9 protein-coding genes and 1 riboswitch are annotated in these 15152 nt (G+C 58.0%); of the genes, 6 read left to right on the top strand and 3 right to left on the bottom strand.

What is annotated here, in order from left to right; all coding sequences use genetic code 11:
• The first annotated feature begins 104 nt into the window (after positions 1–104).
• The 3 genes from F3J08_RS03850 to F3J08_RS03845 all read left to right on the top strand — a co-directional run bounded on the left by F3J08_RS03850 (position 105) and on the right by F3J08_RS03845 (position 5185).
• Complete coding sequence (locus tag F3J08_RS03850; RefSeq protein WP_240149116.1) at positions 105–1409, top strand: hypothetical protein; 1305 nt, start codon at positions 105–107, stop codon at positions 1407–1409.
• 476 nt (positions 1410–1885) lie between these two features.
• Positions 1886–2635 (top strand): TonB-dependent receptor plug domain-containing protein, encoded by a 750-nt coding sequence (locus F3J08_RS17110; RefSeq protein WP_240149143.1) that lies wholly within the window; start codon positions 1886–1888, stop codon positions 2633–2635.
• A 168-nt stretch (positions 2636–2803) separates the two neighbouring features.
• Positions 2804–5185, top strand: a complete 2382-nt coding sequence (locus tag F3J08_RS03845) for a TonB-dependent receptor domain-containing protein (RefSeq protein ID WP_370458659.1) — start codon at positions 2804–2806, stop codon at positions 5183–5185.
• A gap of 62 nt (positions 5186–5247) precedes the next feature.
• On the opposite strand, the gene F3J08_RS03840 is transcribed toward F3J08_RS03845, so the two are convergent.
• Positions 5248–6282 carry a HoxN/HupN/NixA family nickel/cobalt transporter gene (locus F3J08_RS03840; protein ID WP_166928499.1) on the bottom strand — a complete coding sequence of 345 codons (1035 nt, stop codon included), beginning with the start codon at positions 6280–6282 and terminating at the stop codon, positions 5248–5250.
• A 153-nt stretch (positions 6283–6435) separates the two neighbouring features.
• Positions 6436–6651, bottom strand: a riboswitch (cobalamin riboswitch).
• 200 nt (positions 6652–6851) lie between these two features.
• Between F3J08_RS03840 and F3J08_RS03835 the strand changes: the two genes are divergently transcribed.
• Both F3J08_RS03835 and F3J08_RS03830 read left to right on the top strand, forming a co-directional pair.
• Positions 6852–8222, top strand: coding sequence for an NAD-dependent succinate-semialdehyde dehydrogenase (locus F3J08_RS03835; protein ID WP_166928498.1), 1371 nt, complete (start codon positions 6852–6854; stop codon positions 8220–8222).
• Positions 8223–8427: 205 nt separating this feature from the next.
• On the top strand, positions 8428–9291 hold the full coding sequence (locus F3J08_RS03830) for an SDR family oxidoreductase (RefSeq protein WP_166928497.1): 864 nt from the start codon (positions 8428–8430) through the stop codon (positions 9289–9291).
• Between the two features lie 294 nt (positions 9292–9585).
• Here F3J08_RS03830 and F3J08_RS03825 read toward each other — a convergent pair whose 3' ends face one another.
• Entirely contained in the window at positions 9586–11676 is a 2091-nt protein-coding gene (locus F3J08_RS03825; protein ID WP_166928496.1) for a S46 family peptidase, read from the bottom strand.
• A 666-nt stretch (positions 11677–12342) separates the two neighbouring features.
• Entirely contained in the window at positions 12343–12579 is a 237-nt protein-coding gene (locus F3J08_RS17105; RefSeq protein WP_240149115.1) for a hypothetical protein, read from the bottom strand.
• Between the two features lie 160 nt (positions 12580–12739).
• On the opposite strand from F3J08_RS17105, the gene F3J08_RS03820 reads away from it, so the two are divergent.
• On the top strand, positions 12740–14908 hold the full coding sequence (locus F3J08_RS03820) for a TonB-dependent siderophore receptor (protein WP_240149114.1): 2169 nt from the start codon (positions 12740–12742) through the stop codon (positions 14906–14908).
• Positions 14909–15152 lie beyond the last annotated feature (244 nt).

Below are 15152 nucleotides of genomic sequence, written 5' to 3'. Positions count from 1 at the left end.
TGAGTTCGTCCAGCCCGCTCGCCATTACACAAACATCTGTTGATCATCTCCCGCCAATCTTCAGCATCGGCAATATCTCGGTGCGTCTTGGCGGCTTCATCGACATGTCGAATATCTGGCGCGACTCAAACCTTACGAGCGGTCCTGCGACTGCCTGGAACAACTTCCCTTACGCCAACAGCCCGAATCACGGGCTGAGTGAGGAACGCCTCTCAGCTCAGCTCACACGTCTGTCCACCCTGCTAGAAGCCAATCCGACCAACGATATACGCCTGCAGGCCTATATCGAGTCCGATCTCGGCGGAGCGGCAGGTACCACCAATTCCGTACAGATAAGCGGGTACACCCCGAGACTGCGGCAAGGTTACTTCACTTTTTCGAAGAAAGACTGGGGTTTCCACGTGCTTATGGGGCAGGCTTGGAGTCTTTCTACCAACTATGCAAAAGGTGTAACGCCCCGTAGCGAGCAATTACCCGCTGTGACCGACAATAACCAGATCCCGGGTATTACCTTCCTCCGCGTTCCCCAGATTCGTATCGGCAAAAACTGGGGAGAGAAATACTGGCTGGCTCTATCGGTAGAGGACCCGCAGGCAACAATCGCCTATTCAGCGGATCTTGCCTCTGGTGGCCGTCTTCCTGCCCTCAGGGGCTACACACAGGGGCCACGTGTATTCTATCAGAATGCTGGTGGCCTTCTGCTCAACCCGAGCGCTCAATATAGCGATAATCCGGTTCCCGACCTTATTGTGAAGGGCGCTGTCGATACCAGTCTGGGACATTATGAGGTTTTCGGTCTTGGCAGGTGGTTCCGCTCAGTCATCCAGTCACCTGATGACACCCATAGTCACAAGGATACAAAATTCGGCGGCGGCATTGGTGCCGGTCTGACTACATCCTTGTTTACAAAGGATCTGCAACTGACCGGCAACATCATTGCTGGTCAGGGTATCGGACGATACGGAGCCTCCCAGCTACCAGACGTCACATTCAATGGCCAGGGTGGCCTGTCGCCCATTCCGCAAATACGTGGTGCGCTTGGGCTGATTGGCCATCCCGACCCCTCGGTTCTGCTGTATGTCTATGGTGGCATTGAGGCGAGCAGTAAACGACGCTACATCGCCGCCGACGGGATGCAATATGGCTATGGCGTGAACGACCATAACCTGGCCGGATGCTCAGTCGAGTTCGGAGTTTGCACGGCACAAACCCGAACCCTTGCTTCCATGACAACCGGTGGCTGGTGGCATTTTCTCGACGGCACATATGGCAGTCTGATGGGGGGCGTGCAGTATACCTATATCCGCAAATTCGCCTTCCGCGGATCTGATGGCAAGGGCGGCTCGGTCTATCCAACCACATTCGGCAATACTGTATACGTTACCTTTCGCTATCTGCCGTTCCAGTAAGCATCACCTCGCCTCCTCGACGGGGCATACGATACTGACAAGCAATATGCCTGAGCAAAAGGCTTCTCCCCTGCGAGATCACGGTGCTGCGCCGGAGTGATCTCATCCTCCTTTTCGTATCCGTCTTGGGGATGACTTCATCTCCTCATGAAGATCGCCTCGAAGGGCAATCGCCCTCGCAACAGACTCTACGTGGCCATTCATAAACCGAAAACTTAACAATTATATCAATCAGATGGACATCACGTGTGACACCCTGTTGCCATTGTACAACAGGGCACCCTGTTTGCAGCGCTCTACCGCAATACACCTTCGCGTTTTGGAGACAGTGATAATAGGGGAAAGGGACTTTCGCCCGGTTACACTGTACAATCTTCCGGCGAAAGCACTTGTGCCGCATGGTGTAGCGCAAGGAGACGACAGACGAACGGACATGATGTGCCGGGTAACGGCACGCAAACGATGGGGTGTTCTTGATGCCATTTCCCGCAAGGGTGAAGACACGTGCTTTCACCCCCACACGGTCATTGCGTCTCCTGTTTACCCTGACTGCCGGCACAATGGCCTTTGTCCCTCTGTCTGCTTTGGCGTCCGAAAAAGCCAACGAACAATCCGACGCAGCTTCTCAAGATCAGAGGAAATCCCGTGCCCTGCGGAATCAGGCTCCTTTGCAGCACCCGCCACGCAAGCCTGCGCCATCGACAAGCGACAAACATGATCTGCCACATTCGGTGCCATCAAAGCGCGACGCGCTGAATGCGGACGCAGAACAGAAAGTCCTACCTGCAGAGACGATCTTCGTCACTGGCACGCGCCTGACGCAATCGCGTCTGACCAATGTCATGGCCGGGTCGTCACTGAGTGGCGAGCAGATTGGCCGCCGGGGCTATACCGATCTCGGGCTTGCCCTTCTGCGCGAAAACCCTGCCGTCAGCGTGCCTGACAATTCGTCACTTGGCACGCAGAACATGTTTGGTGCCGGGCAATCCTTTGTGAGCCTGCTCAATCTGGGCTCGCAGCGTACCCTCACCCTTGTTGATGGCATGCGCATGGGTGGCGGGGCTACGGCTTCGATCTATGGCGTGGGATCAGGCTCACAGGTTGACGTGAGCACGTTGCCGACTTCGCTCATCAAGTCGGTGGATACCCGTCTGGGCGGTGCTGGCGCAGCTTATGGTGCCGATGCCGTGGCTGGTGTGATCAACTATACGCTCGATGACCACTAAAAGGGTGTTTCGCTTGACGGTCAGGGCGGCTGGACACAGCAACTCGATGCCGCCAGCGAGAAGATTGCGTTCAAGGCCGGGACCGGTTTCGATCACGACAAGGGAGGGCTGGTTTTCGATGTCGAATATCGCAATCAGGCCGGTGTCGTCGCCAGTGATCGTCCGGATGTGTTCGGCGCCAATGCTGCCGCCTATCACCGACCAGCACTGGGTGAAACATCTCCTTACACTTATGTGTTGGCCCCTGACCTGCGTTTCATTCAGGCATCACTCACCGGTATGCCATCCCTGACCGGCGCCTATGGCGACTTTCCCGTGTATGGCGGCGCTTATGGTGCGACCTGGGCTGGGCTCGCTGCGTCAGGCATCGCCAATGCGAATGGCATTCCCCTGACCTTCAGCCAGAACGGCCAGTCGCTCGTACCGCTCAATGCGGGGATCTTGCTCAAGGGTGACACCGCTCAGGCCGTAGGGGGTGATGGTATCTCTCTGCGCAACTACACCCAGATCGTCACGCCGAACGACAAGCTCAACCTGACCTTGCTTGGCCATTACGATTTTGACCCTCACATCCACGCCCGCTGGCAAGGCTGGTACGCGCGCGGCAGCGCAGAAAACCAGGTGGGTCAGGGAACATGGAGCAGCACGCTTTTCAACGATGCGCTGACGGCAAACAATGCCGGCCCCTATAGCAGCAGCTATTATCAATACGGTGTCACAACTGGCGCTTACGCCCTGAGCACCAGCAACCCGTTCCTCACAAGTGCCGAACAGAGCACCATCAAGCAGGCTCTGGCTGAAAATGGCCTGCCAACCGATACATTCTATCTCAACCGCCTCAATCAGGATCTCGATCAGGGCCTGTTTCGCACCACATCGCAGATGTTTCGTTTTCAAGGCGGGCTGAATGGCGATTTCCGGGCCTTCAGTCGTCAGTTCAACTGGAAGCTGCAGGGCGAGTATACGCGCAATACCAATGCCACGACGGCCCCGTCGCTCGTTATTCCCAACCTGGTCAACGCGTTGAACGCTGTCACCGCCGCTGACGGCACAATCGAGTGTGCTCCCGGCTACCAGAATGCTCCGATTGCCACGCGCAGCGCGGTATGTGCCCCGCTCAACCCGTTTGGCTACAACCAGATGACGCCGGCCGCGCGCGACTACGTCACAACGGAGTCACGCTCGACCAACCGCAACACACAACGCGATCTGCAGGCCGAAATCAGCTCGACCGTGGCGAGCCTGCCAGCAGGGGCAATACGGTGGGATCTGGGTTACGAACATCGGCGCGAGGCCTATCATTTTGACCCCGGCGCCTATCTGCTTGGCTGGAAACAGGGCGATGGCAGCTATCTCCCCTACGGCAACAGCGCTTCGATCCCTTATACAGGTGGCGCCTATCATACGCATGAGGGCTTCGGCGAACTCGATATCCCCCTGATCTCACCGGCAATGCACCTCCCGGGTGCCTATCATCTCTCCCTGACAGCCAATGGACGCGTAACCTATAACAGTATCACCGGCACCTACTGGACCTATATGACCGGTGCGGCCTGGTGGCCCACACGTGATATCGGTCTGAGCGGCAATTACGCTGTATCGGTGCGCAATCCAGCCATCGGCGAACTCTACTCCCCTCAATCCTCAACCTATCAGAACGGTGTCGATCCCTGTTCCGATACAGGCCTTGCGTCTGGCCCCAACCCGGCCCTGCGAGCCGCCAATTGCGCACGCGCCGGACTGCCTCAGAATTTTGTCTCGAACTTCAATTCCTACGGCGTCGAAGGTACAGCCGGAGGGAACCGGAATCTTTCCAATGAACGTTCCAAAAGCTATACGGGCAGCCTTGAATTCAGGCCGCATTTCATACGCGGGTTCGATGTCAAAGCCTCATTCGTGGATGTCAGGGTTTCTGATGCCATCACCTATCTGAGCGCCAATGACCTGCTCAATGCTTGTTACGACACCGGCATCTACCCGAATAATCGCTTCTGCTCGACATTCACCCGGGATTCATCTGGCCAGATTTCCTCTTTCCGCTCCGGCTATTACAATATCGCCAGCTACGAGACCCAGGCCCTTCAGACGACGATAGAGTACAACACCCCCCTCTCCCGTCTGGGTCTGCCTGAGGGCTCGGGGGCAATCGACCTTCGGGGCAACTACGTGCATTACGTCAAGAGCACGCGCAATTATGCCGGAAGCACCTATCTGCTTTCGGGTGATATCGCCGCGCCCAATGACAATTTCACGCTTAACACCACGTGGATACGCGGCCCTTTCAACGCCCAGTGGCAGACCATCTGGTATGGCCCGAGCCTCGTGGCCCTTCAGGTACCGACCACGCGCTTCGAGGGCAACAAACGCCCGGCCTTCGCCTATTTTAATCTCTCACTCGACTATGCCGTAACCGAGCATTTCTCAACCAGCTTCGTGGTGAACAACATCACCGACGCCCTGCCACGCGATGCAGGCATCTATAGCGTAGGACGTTATTATGAGGCGCTTATTGGTCGCGCCTTTCAGATGCGCATTGGCGCCCATTTCTGAACGGAACGCCCGTGGCCGGTTGTGGTCTCGGCTGCTGGTGTGGCGAGACCATGAGTTCTTCGTCAGTTTTTGCGCCGTGCATCGACCCGGCTGAAAATCAGGGACAGCATCCAGGCCAGCACGAACAGCCCGATCACGATAAACCCGATCTGGTTGAAACTGTCGCTGACAGAGGCCACCATGCCCCAGAACCATCCTTCAAAACCGATCTGGTCACCCAGCAGGCGAAGCGTCTCGATACTGCCAATCCCGACAGCCACGATCACCGAGATCAGGGTAATGATGATGTTATAGCGCAGCTTGCGCAACGGATCGACAAAGGCCCAGCGATAGGCCCCAAGCATGAGAACCCCATCTGCCGTATCGACAAGGGCCATGCCCGCAGCGAACAGGGCAGGAAAGATCATGATCGCCGCAACCGAAACACCCCGGCTCGCCTGCGAGGCAGACAGCCCCAGAAGCGAAACCTCTGTCGCGGTATCGAAGCCGAGGCCGAACAGAAAGCCAAGCAGCACCATATGCCAGCTGCGCGAGACCAGTCTGAACAGCGGATAAAGAAGGCGCGACAGCACTCCGCCCCGGTTCAGAAGTGCTTCTGGGTCGACCTCCTCAATCGCCCCGCCTGCCCGTATGTGACGCCAGGCGCGCCAGGCGCCGCGCAGGACAATGAAATTCGTGATGGCCAGGGCAAACAGGAAGCCCGCCGAGACAAGCGTGCTGGCAATGCCACCGATATCACGCCACGCGCCAAAACGATCCTGCATCGCCTGTGACAGCAACGCCGTACCCAGCGCCGCCAGCACAACAATCAGGGAATGGCCGATGGCAAACCAGAACCCTGTCAGCAGCGGCTGACGCCCCATCTGGATGAACTTGCGTGTCACGTTGTCAATCGAGGCGATATGATCGGCATCGACAGCATGACGCAGGCCAAAACCATAAGCCAGCAGGGCATTGCCAAGCAGCAAGGGCCGATCGCGAAACATCACGAAGGTCCAGACCCAGAGCGCCATATTGGCCATAAGCAGACCAATCCCCAGCAGGGAAATGCGCCAGCGCAGCGACGGCGGAGACACCGGCAAGGTTTCAGCGCTCATCTCTGGCTCCCTCTGTGCCCGATCAAAGATCCCCGATGAGAACTCAATGCAGGCCTGACAGCATTTCGTGCACGTCGCGGCACGTCAGAAGGCAGGGTAAACTCGTTCACGAGAAGGGCTCTCCGCAACAACCGGATCATCCCGTCCGGTCTGGCCGTCAGACATGACAAGGGCAGGTCTCCTGGCTCACGGTTCATCGCTCCCCTGCCCCTTCCCGGATGACCTGCACCCAGTGGTTCCGGCAGGGCGCTCACCGCTCACAGTTGCGGGGACAGCTGCCGCCTCGTGCCCGATCCTTTCAGGATCAGCCAGCCCGTCCGACATTCCCTTTTCACTCACTCGCGCAAGACCCTCGACGGGCTCGACCCTACCGTTTCAACCAGGCGAAAGCCAGCATTCAACGGCCTTTATGCGAGTGTCTCTTCCATGCCCAAACCGTGCGTTTCAGGGGTTGCCCGACCGATATTGCTACTCCATCGAGGGAAACCATGCGCCTTTCCAGGCATTTGTTGGACCGTGACTTTGGTTCGGCCATGCGTCGGACATCAGATAAACGGGAGCAGAAAACGATGAGCGCCTATCGTACGATCAACCCCGCCACAGGCAAAACCGAGCGCGAGTTCGACCTTCACACCAAGGCACAGGCCTTTGAAAAGCTCGAGGCTGCCCATGAATTCTACAGAAGTGACTGGCGTCACCGCAGCTTTGCCGAGCGCAAGGCCATCATCAGCAAGGCGGCGCAGATCCTTGAGCAAAACAAGGAAAAATACGCCCGACTGATTTCCATCGAAATGGGCAAGGTTCTGCCTGAGGCCATCGCCGAGACCGAACTTTCTGCGAAGATCCTCGCCTATTACGCCGAAAACGCCGAGAAATTCCTAGCCCCGCGTGAGATCCCTGTCTCGGAAGGTCGTGCGACGGTTCTGAGCCAGTCTCTGGGTGTCATCTACTGCGTTGAACCCTGGAACTTCCCTTACTACCAGCTTGCACGCGTGGCAGGTCCCAACCTGATGGCCGGCAATGTCGTGCTCGCCAAACATGCACCGGGTGTGCCGCAATGCGCCCTCGCCTTCGAGGCGCTGTTCCTCGAAGCCGGGGCACCCAAAGGAGCCTGGACCAATCTGTTCATCGACAATGATGTGTCGGAAGAACTGATTGCGCGCCCTGAAGTGCGTGGCGTGGCCCTGACCGGCAGTGAGCGTGCAGGCAGTGCTGTCGCCGCACAGGCTGGCAAGGCCCTGAAAAAGACCACGCTCGAACTCGGCGGCTCCGATCCGTTCATCGTGCTCGACGATGCCAATCTCGATGAGGTCATCCCCCGTGCCGTGGCAGGGCGCATGTCCAATAACGGTCAGGTTTGCACCGCCGCCAAGCGTATGATCGTTCATGAATCATTGGCCGACGAATTCGTGCGTCGTCTCTCCGACGCCTTGGCCGAATTCCGCTATGGTGATCCGCTGGAACAGGGCGTCACTCACGGCCCGATGAGCAGCGAAAACGCCATGAAGCTCGCACTGAGCCAGGTCGAAAAGGCAGTGGATCACGGGGCAAAGCTCGTCACCGGCGGCAAGAGGCTCGACCGCGAGGGCTTTTTCATGCAGGCGGCCCTGCTGACGCATGTCACCAAGGATAACCCGATTTTCTACGAAGAGATCTTTGGTCCCGCCGCCATTGTCTACCCGGTGGCCGATGACGATGCCGCTATCGCGCTTGCCAATGACTCTCCGTTCGGTCTGGGAGGTTCCGTTCATACGGCTTCGGTCGAGCGTGGTCGCAAGCTTGCCGAGCGCATTGAGACCGGCATGGTGTTCATCAATGATGTGACGGGCACCGCTCCGGAACTGCCGTTTGGCGGGGTCAAAAATTCCGGCTATGGCCGCGAGCTTTCCTCCAACGGGATCGAGGAATTCGTCAATCACAAGCTGATCCGTTCAGCCTGATGAAAACCGGCCTGTCACGATCGTCCAGCTGATCCGTGACAGGCCCTCAGGATGCCCTGTGCAAGGCCTTACGAAAGCCCATTCCTGACCTCATGAGCGCCGCGACACGCTTTGCCATGAAACTAGACCTCACGTTTTCGCGATGAATAGGGTGCAACGCGCAGCCTGTGGCAATTGACCGCTGCCCGGAAAACGGAGCCTCACCATGACCGATTACGCAAAGCCCCCCTTCGATACCCCTCTTCAGGATCGCATCCCCGGTCAGACCAAAGCCATGACGCCCCTCCCCGATCATGGTGAGGAGAGCTACGAGGGCTCAGGTCGTCTCACGGGCAAGATTGCCCTCATTACAGGTGGCGATTCAGGCATAGGTCGTGCAGTCGCCATCGGATTTGCGCGCGAAGGCGCCGACATCGCGTTGTCCTATCTTGACGAGGAAGCCGACGACGCCGCGGAAACAGCTGCCTGGATCGAAAAGGCGGGCCGCAAGGTGCTGCTGCTCCCCGGCGACCTGAAGTCACGCGAGATCTGCAAATCCGTGATCGATGAGACAGTCTCGGCCTTCGGCCGCATCGACGTTCTGGTGAACAACGCCGCTTTCCAGGTCGAACGCCTCGCTCTTGAGGACATCTCGGAAGATGAGTGGGACGATACGTTTGCCACCAATATCGGCGCGACATTCCGTCTGACCCGTCACGCTGTTCCCCATATGAAGCGCGGCGCCTCGATCATTCATACCATCTCGGTCAATGCGGACAGCCCCAAGCCGCGTCTGCTCGCTTATTCTGCCACCAAAGCCGCCATCCAGAACTTCAGCGGCGGACTTGCGCAGTTGCTTGGTGAGAAGGGTATTCGCTCCAACACCGTTGCCCCGGGCCCGATCTGGACACCGCTCATTCCTGCCACCATGCATGGCGACCATGTGCATGTCTTTGGCGAGGACACCCCTCTGGGCCGCCCTGGCCAGCCTGTCGAGCTGATCGCGCCTTACGTCATGCTGGCCAGCGACGAGGCCAGCTATATCTCGGGTGCTACCATCGCCGTGACGGGCGGTACGCCTGTCATCTGAGGGATAGTGGGGCCTTGCCCCACACCCTACCAAAGGGCCGTCGCCCTTTGAAAACCCTGGATGCTGGAATTACCGAGAAGAAAGCTCTGACTTGGGCTGCGGCCGCACGCGGCATTGCGGTTATGCCGCAACCTGGGCCAGAGGCTCGTACGTCGGGTAACTTTACCTTATCAGCAGCCGCGATGGCATCGCCGCTACAGAACCCAGACGAATGGACTGGAAGAGGTTTCTACCTCCCTAGGAAGCAGGGCAGCGCCGCGCGCTACCCGCTTCCTGCACTGGTACAACCGAAGATCAGCGATGGCCGTTGGTTAGCTCATCGGCGAGTGTCTTCTCGTTATAGACCACTCTGAGCGCGGTGATGATGGCGCTCGTATCGGTCGCGACAGCACGGTTATTGCTGATGTCGTAATAGAGATCACCCGCAAGGCTCGGCAGATTACCATCGAAGATCAGGCCGACAGCCTTACCTTCGCGATTAATGACCGGAGAACCGGAGTTACCCCCCACAATGTCGTTGGTCGAAACGAAATCGAGATGCGTTGCCAGATCCAGATTGGCCTTCGCATCCAGCCAGCGCTTGGGCAGAGCAAAAGGTTCGCTGCCGGTGGCGTGACGGTACATACCCGCAAAATCCGTGAAGGGCGCAACATCCGTGCCATTCTTACGCCAGCCCTTGACGGTGCCATAAGACAGACGGGGCGAGAACGTGGCGTCAGGATACAACGCATCGAGGCGATTTTCGGCCTTGGCCTGAGCGAAGCGTGCGCGGGCGATATCGCCCTGAGCCTTGTGCAGCGGGGCCGCAACGTCGTCACGCATACGATCGTGGAGTGACGCATAATCGGGATAAAGCTTGCGGGCAAAGACGATCAGCGGATCAGTCGAGGCTTCGATGGCCTTCAGACCCCCTTTCCACAGAGCGAGACGTTGCGCCGGATCAGCCAGATGCGTCCCCTTGATAAGGCGCGCCGCCACATCTTCCGGTGCATCATTGCCAAGGGCCAGATGGACAAGACTGTCATCGGCACCTGCCACCTGACGCAGGCTGGTCAGGCTGAGTGCCAGAGAGGCGATTTCAAGGTCGGGATAGAAGGGCTCTTTCGCACCAAGGCTGGTCTCGATTTCGCCAAGCTGGGCATCATGGAAGCCCGCATGACGCTTGGCGTCGGGCTTGGCCCGCTCATGGGCCCCTTCCACCAGGGTCATGACGTCATCAAGGAAACCACGGAAAACCATACCGATGGCCAGATTACGCGTGAACAGATCCTTCTCAAGCGTAACAGCCTTGTCCACCATGGCAAAAGGCTGACCATAAGCAGCACGACGCGCCGGGTCGGCATCGATCCAGCGTTGCAGGGCGGCATCTTCCTTCTCACGTCGGCTCACAATATCGCCTGACTGAAGTGCTGCCTGAGTGCCGGAATAGGATTTCAGACCGTTCTGGATACCGAACAGCGTATTTTCTGCCTGTTTCGCGTGATCGGCGCTTTCACGGCTGTATTGCCACAGCATCCCCTCACGCACCGAAAGCATGGCGATAATTGCCGGGTTGGCGACATCACGCTGGAACGCAAGGGCTGCAGCAGGCAGCCCGCGCTGCGTGCGCCCCGGATTGCCGGAGGTGAAAACCAGATCATCCGCCTTGGGGCCGTTCGGATCGAACTGCAGGAACGGCGTGTTAACCGGCTTGCCGCCCTCATAGACGCGCAGCATCGACAGATCGATATCGTAGCGGGGATAGTCGAAATTATCCGGATCACCGCCAAAGAAAGCAATCCCCTGCTCGGGGGCCATCACCACGCGCACATCGTTGTAGCGGCGATAACGGTAAAGCGCGGTCTGTCCACCATGATAGAGCGAGACCATGTCGCAGCGCCAATGCGCGTCGTCACCGCCCACGCAATCCTTGGTCAGCTTGCTTTCCACTTCCTGCAGGGCTGCCGAATAGGCGGCTCCCTGCTTGCCCTTGGTGGCTTCAGCCACAGGGGCAGACACGTCTTTCATGGTGTCGAGGCGATCGAGCTCCATACCGGGGCACTGGCGCTCATCGGCTAGGTCCTTTGTGTAGAACCCGTCGCGGAAATAGTCGTGATCCTTGTCGGACAATGCTGCAAGGCATGAATTGGCGCAGTGATGATTGGTCATGACCAGGCCGTTGCCTGACACGAAGGAGGCAGAGCATCCCTCGGCCAGACGTGCCGAAGATTGCACGACGTGCTGGATCCAGGCGGCATCAGGCTTGAAATGATAGGTCTTCTGCAGAGCAGCGTTGGGCAGATGATCGAATGTCCACATGCCTTCATCGGCGCGTGCAGCGTCGGCAAGCGTTACGGCACCGAACAGGGCCGATGAGAGGAAAAGCGATAGACGGGCACGGGTCATGGGCAGCAGCTCAGCTCTGGATAATGATATAATGTATCAATCCATAACATACGATATTTTGCAAATCGCAAAGCTAAAGGCCGACACCCTTGTTGCTTGGGCCTCGAACGCCATAGCGAGCGGGCCAAGGATGGCCCACCCATGGTATCGTCCGCGCGGCGCGATTGATCGGCTGACTTTATAACACCGCATATCGAGGGGCAAAAAGCCTGTCAGCTTTCATGATCCAATCCATGACAAGTTTATGACATCCCACTCTGCTGCCCCACCGAGGTACAGCAAGACGCCTCCCAACTTGTTCAATCGCCAATCAGAATGAAAATATATTTACAAAGTAGTTACATGTTCGACACGACATCACGGCTTGTTTCATCAGTTCCTGACATGACAGTCCATGGCCAGGATGGGAACGAACACAGGCCTCAGGTATCGACGCAACCTGATCATGGCTTGACCATTCCGCCCCAAGACTTGCGTATGGAAATTATCCCATAATCTATACATGAAATTTATATGGGTGTTCTTATAGTATGATCCATATACAAATTGTCTCCGGACATTCAAATCTTCTGCAGAAACAGATGATTATACAACAGAAATATTTCGACATACTGCCATAAAAGCTTAACTTTACTCAAACGCTCCCGGTAACGCTTTTGCGACCCGTTACATCCAAGACACGTGTCGGAGAGACCGGTGAAAAGACTTGCCCTGTTCCTCGTTGCAACGACTGCCTGCACGCCCTTCGTGAGCCGCGCTGCCGATGCCGCAAGCGCCGCCGAGGCGCAGGACGTCGCACAGAAAAAAGCCGACAAGACCACGGCCCTGACGAAGAAAAACAAATTCGTCAAAAGCACCGACGATGCCGAGCAGGTGGTCGTGACAGGCACGCGTGAAAGCCATGTGAAGGCCCGCCAGAGCATCAGCCCCGTCGTGGTGATCTCCTCAAAGACGCTGGAGCGCTCGGGCGAGCTGAACGTCGCCAATGCGCTGACGCGCACCTATCCCTCCATCACCATGAGCGCGCGGGTCCAATACCAACTCGCTGGTGTCGTCCATCCAGATGCGTGGGCTGGGGCCGAACGAGACGCTGGTTCTGGTCGATGGCAAGCGTCGTCATTCCACCGCCAATATCGTGCAGAAGCCGGGGCCGCAATTTGCCTCGTCAGGCGTCGATCTGAACATGCTGGCTGGCAACATGATCGACCATATCGAGGTGCTCGAGGATGGCGCCGCCGCCATGTATGGTTCAGACGCCATCGCCGGTGTGGTGAATATCATTACCAAGAAAAAGGATCACGGTCTGACGCTCAGCGGTCAGGGCGGTGCCAATGCCTATCTCGGCAGTGGCGAGCAATACCAGCTTGACGCTGATGGCGGGTTCAAACTCGGCAAGGATGGTTATGTCCATCTGGGCGCGCAGTTCTATCAGACACAGCACGCTATTGCCTGGGGCCCCGATCATGCATTGCTTGGCTACTGGCCAGCCGGCGCCGATACCAAGAACTACTTTGTGGGCGTTAAACCAGGCTCCGAAAGCTGGCGCGGTCGCAAGACCGATTATCTGAGCACACCGAAAGAAACACGCGAGACCTTCGCGCTCAATTTCGGCAAGCCGCTTGCTGCCGGTATCGAACTCTACGGACAGGCCACGCTCGGCTATCGCCATGCCGAAATGCGCGCCTATAAATACCCCTATGTTGTTCCCGCCGCAGGCATCAGCGAACTCCGCCCCATCACGGGGGATGATGAACTGGATTACGCCGCCGAGCTAGGCCTCAAGGGCGAGAACCTGTTCGGCTTCGACTGGAATCTCTCAACAGTCTATGGCGGCGATAATTCGCGCATCAGCATCCGCGATGTGGTCAATCTGGGCGAACTTGCCCGCACAGGCTATTCACCCAGCAAGTTCTGGGACTACACCCAGAAGAACACGCAATGGACGAATAATCTCGACCTGCGTCGCGGGTTCAATATCTGGTCCATGCCGGTCAGCCTGGCGTTCGGCGGTGAGCACCGTCTGGACTCCTATCAGATCATCTCGGGTAATCCGGAGTCCTATCTCGATGGCGGCCCGGTGGAACATGCCGGTATCCCGCCCCAATCGGCAGGCACATGGTATCGCAACATCTACTCGGCCTATGTGGATGCGACCTTCCGCCCCACGCGCAAGCTCTCCATCGATGTGGCAGGCCGCTACGAATATTATACCGACACTGACAACACCGAAAACGGCAAGCTTTCAGCGCGCTATGATTTCACCAGACGCTTCGCGCTGCGTGGCACCATCGCCAACGGGTTCCGTGCGCCGACATTGCAGGAATCCCATTTCAGTCGTCTGAACATCTTTGCCGGTACCGGCAGCGTTGGCGGTCAGCTCCCGGTGGAGTCCACCGCCGCCCGCTCGCTGGGTGCTCAGGGCCTGAAGCCGGAACGCTCGGTCAATGCCAGTGCGGGTTTCACCATGGAGCCGGTACGCGGCCTGCATGTCGAAGCCGATGTGTACCAGATCAATCTGCGTGACCGTATCGTGCAGGGTGGCACGGAGCGCGGCGCACAGGCGCTGGACGCCATCCGCTCTTTCGGCTTCGATGTCTCGCCGACCGCTACCAATGCGGCAGCGTCTTCGGCCTACTTCCTGTCGAACGGGGCAAGCACGCGCACGCAGGGTCTGGATATCAAGGCCGATTATCTTGTGCACATGCATGATTACGGCAATCTGGCGCTGATGGCGGCGTTCAACCTCAACCGCACACGCCTGCATCACAATGGCATCTCGACCATCGGCAAGCCGCTGCTGAACGAGCAGACCATCGCCTACATCACCACCGCCACACCCCGCAGCAAGATCATTCTCAACGCGCTGTGGACCATCGGCAGGTGGGATGTGAATATCCGCCAGAGCCGTTATGGCGAAACCACCAACATGATGACCTATCAGGACTGGACCCCGGCCTCGGCAACCTGTGACAGCGGTGGCGCCCTGCGTTACTCCAATTCCTGCTTTGGCCAGTTCAAGAACACACCCCGCTGGCTGACCGATCTTGAGGTGGGCTACAAGATCACCTCGCGCGTCCATGCCTCCATCGGCGTGAACAACGTGTTCAACGTCCGCCCTCGTCGTCTGCCCGGCAATCTCGTGCCGGCAGGTGGGTCGATGTACGATCAGTTCTCCAATCAGGTGCCCTTCACCGGCGGCTATTATTTCGGGCGCGTCAGCGCAAGCCTCTGAGCGCAGCGCGACCAGCCTCATAGCGCCAATCGCCTAATCAAGCCGGGTGCGGAAACGCTCCCGGCCTTTTTGCCGCATGGCCCCGTCCTTACTTCCTTTTTCCTGCGCCGCCCGCCTCCAAGCGGGATGGGGGCCGGATTGACAGCCTCGCCCGATCTCCCGATCCTCCCCCGCGGCAGAGCCTTCTGCCCCCGGATGGTGGATAGGATACGTCACACGCAACCTCACATTCGGGTTCATCATC

It is taken from the genome of Asaia sp. As-1742 (assembly GCF_011753235.1).
GTDB lineage: Bacteria > Pseudomonadota > Alphaproteobacteria > Acetobacterales > Acetobacteraceae > Asaia > Asaia bogorensis_B.
This window is presented reverse-complemented; position numbering and strand designations above follow the sequence as displayed.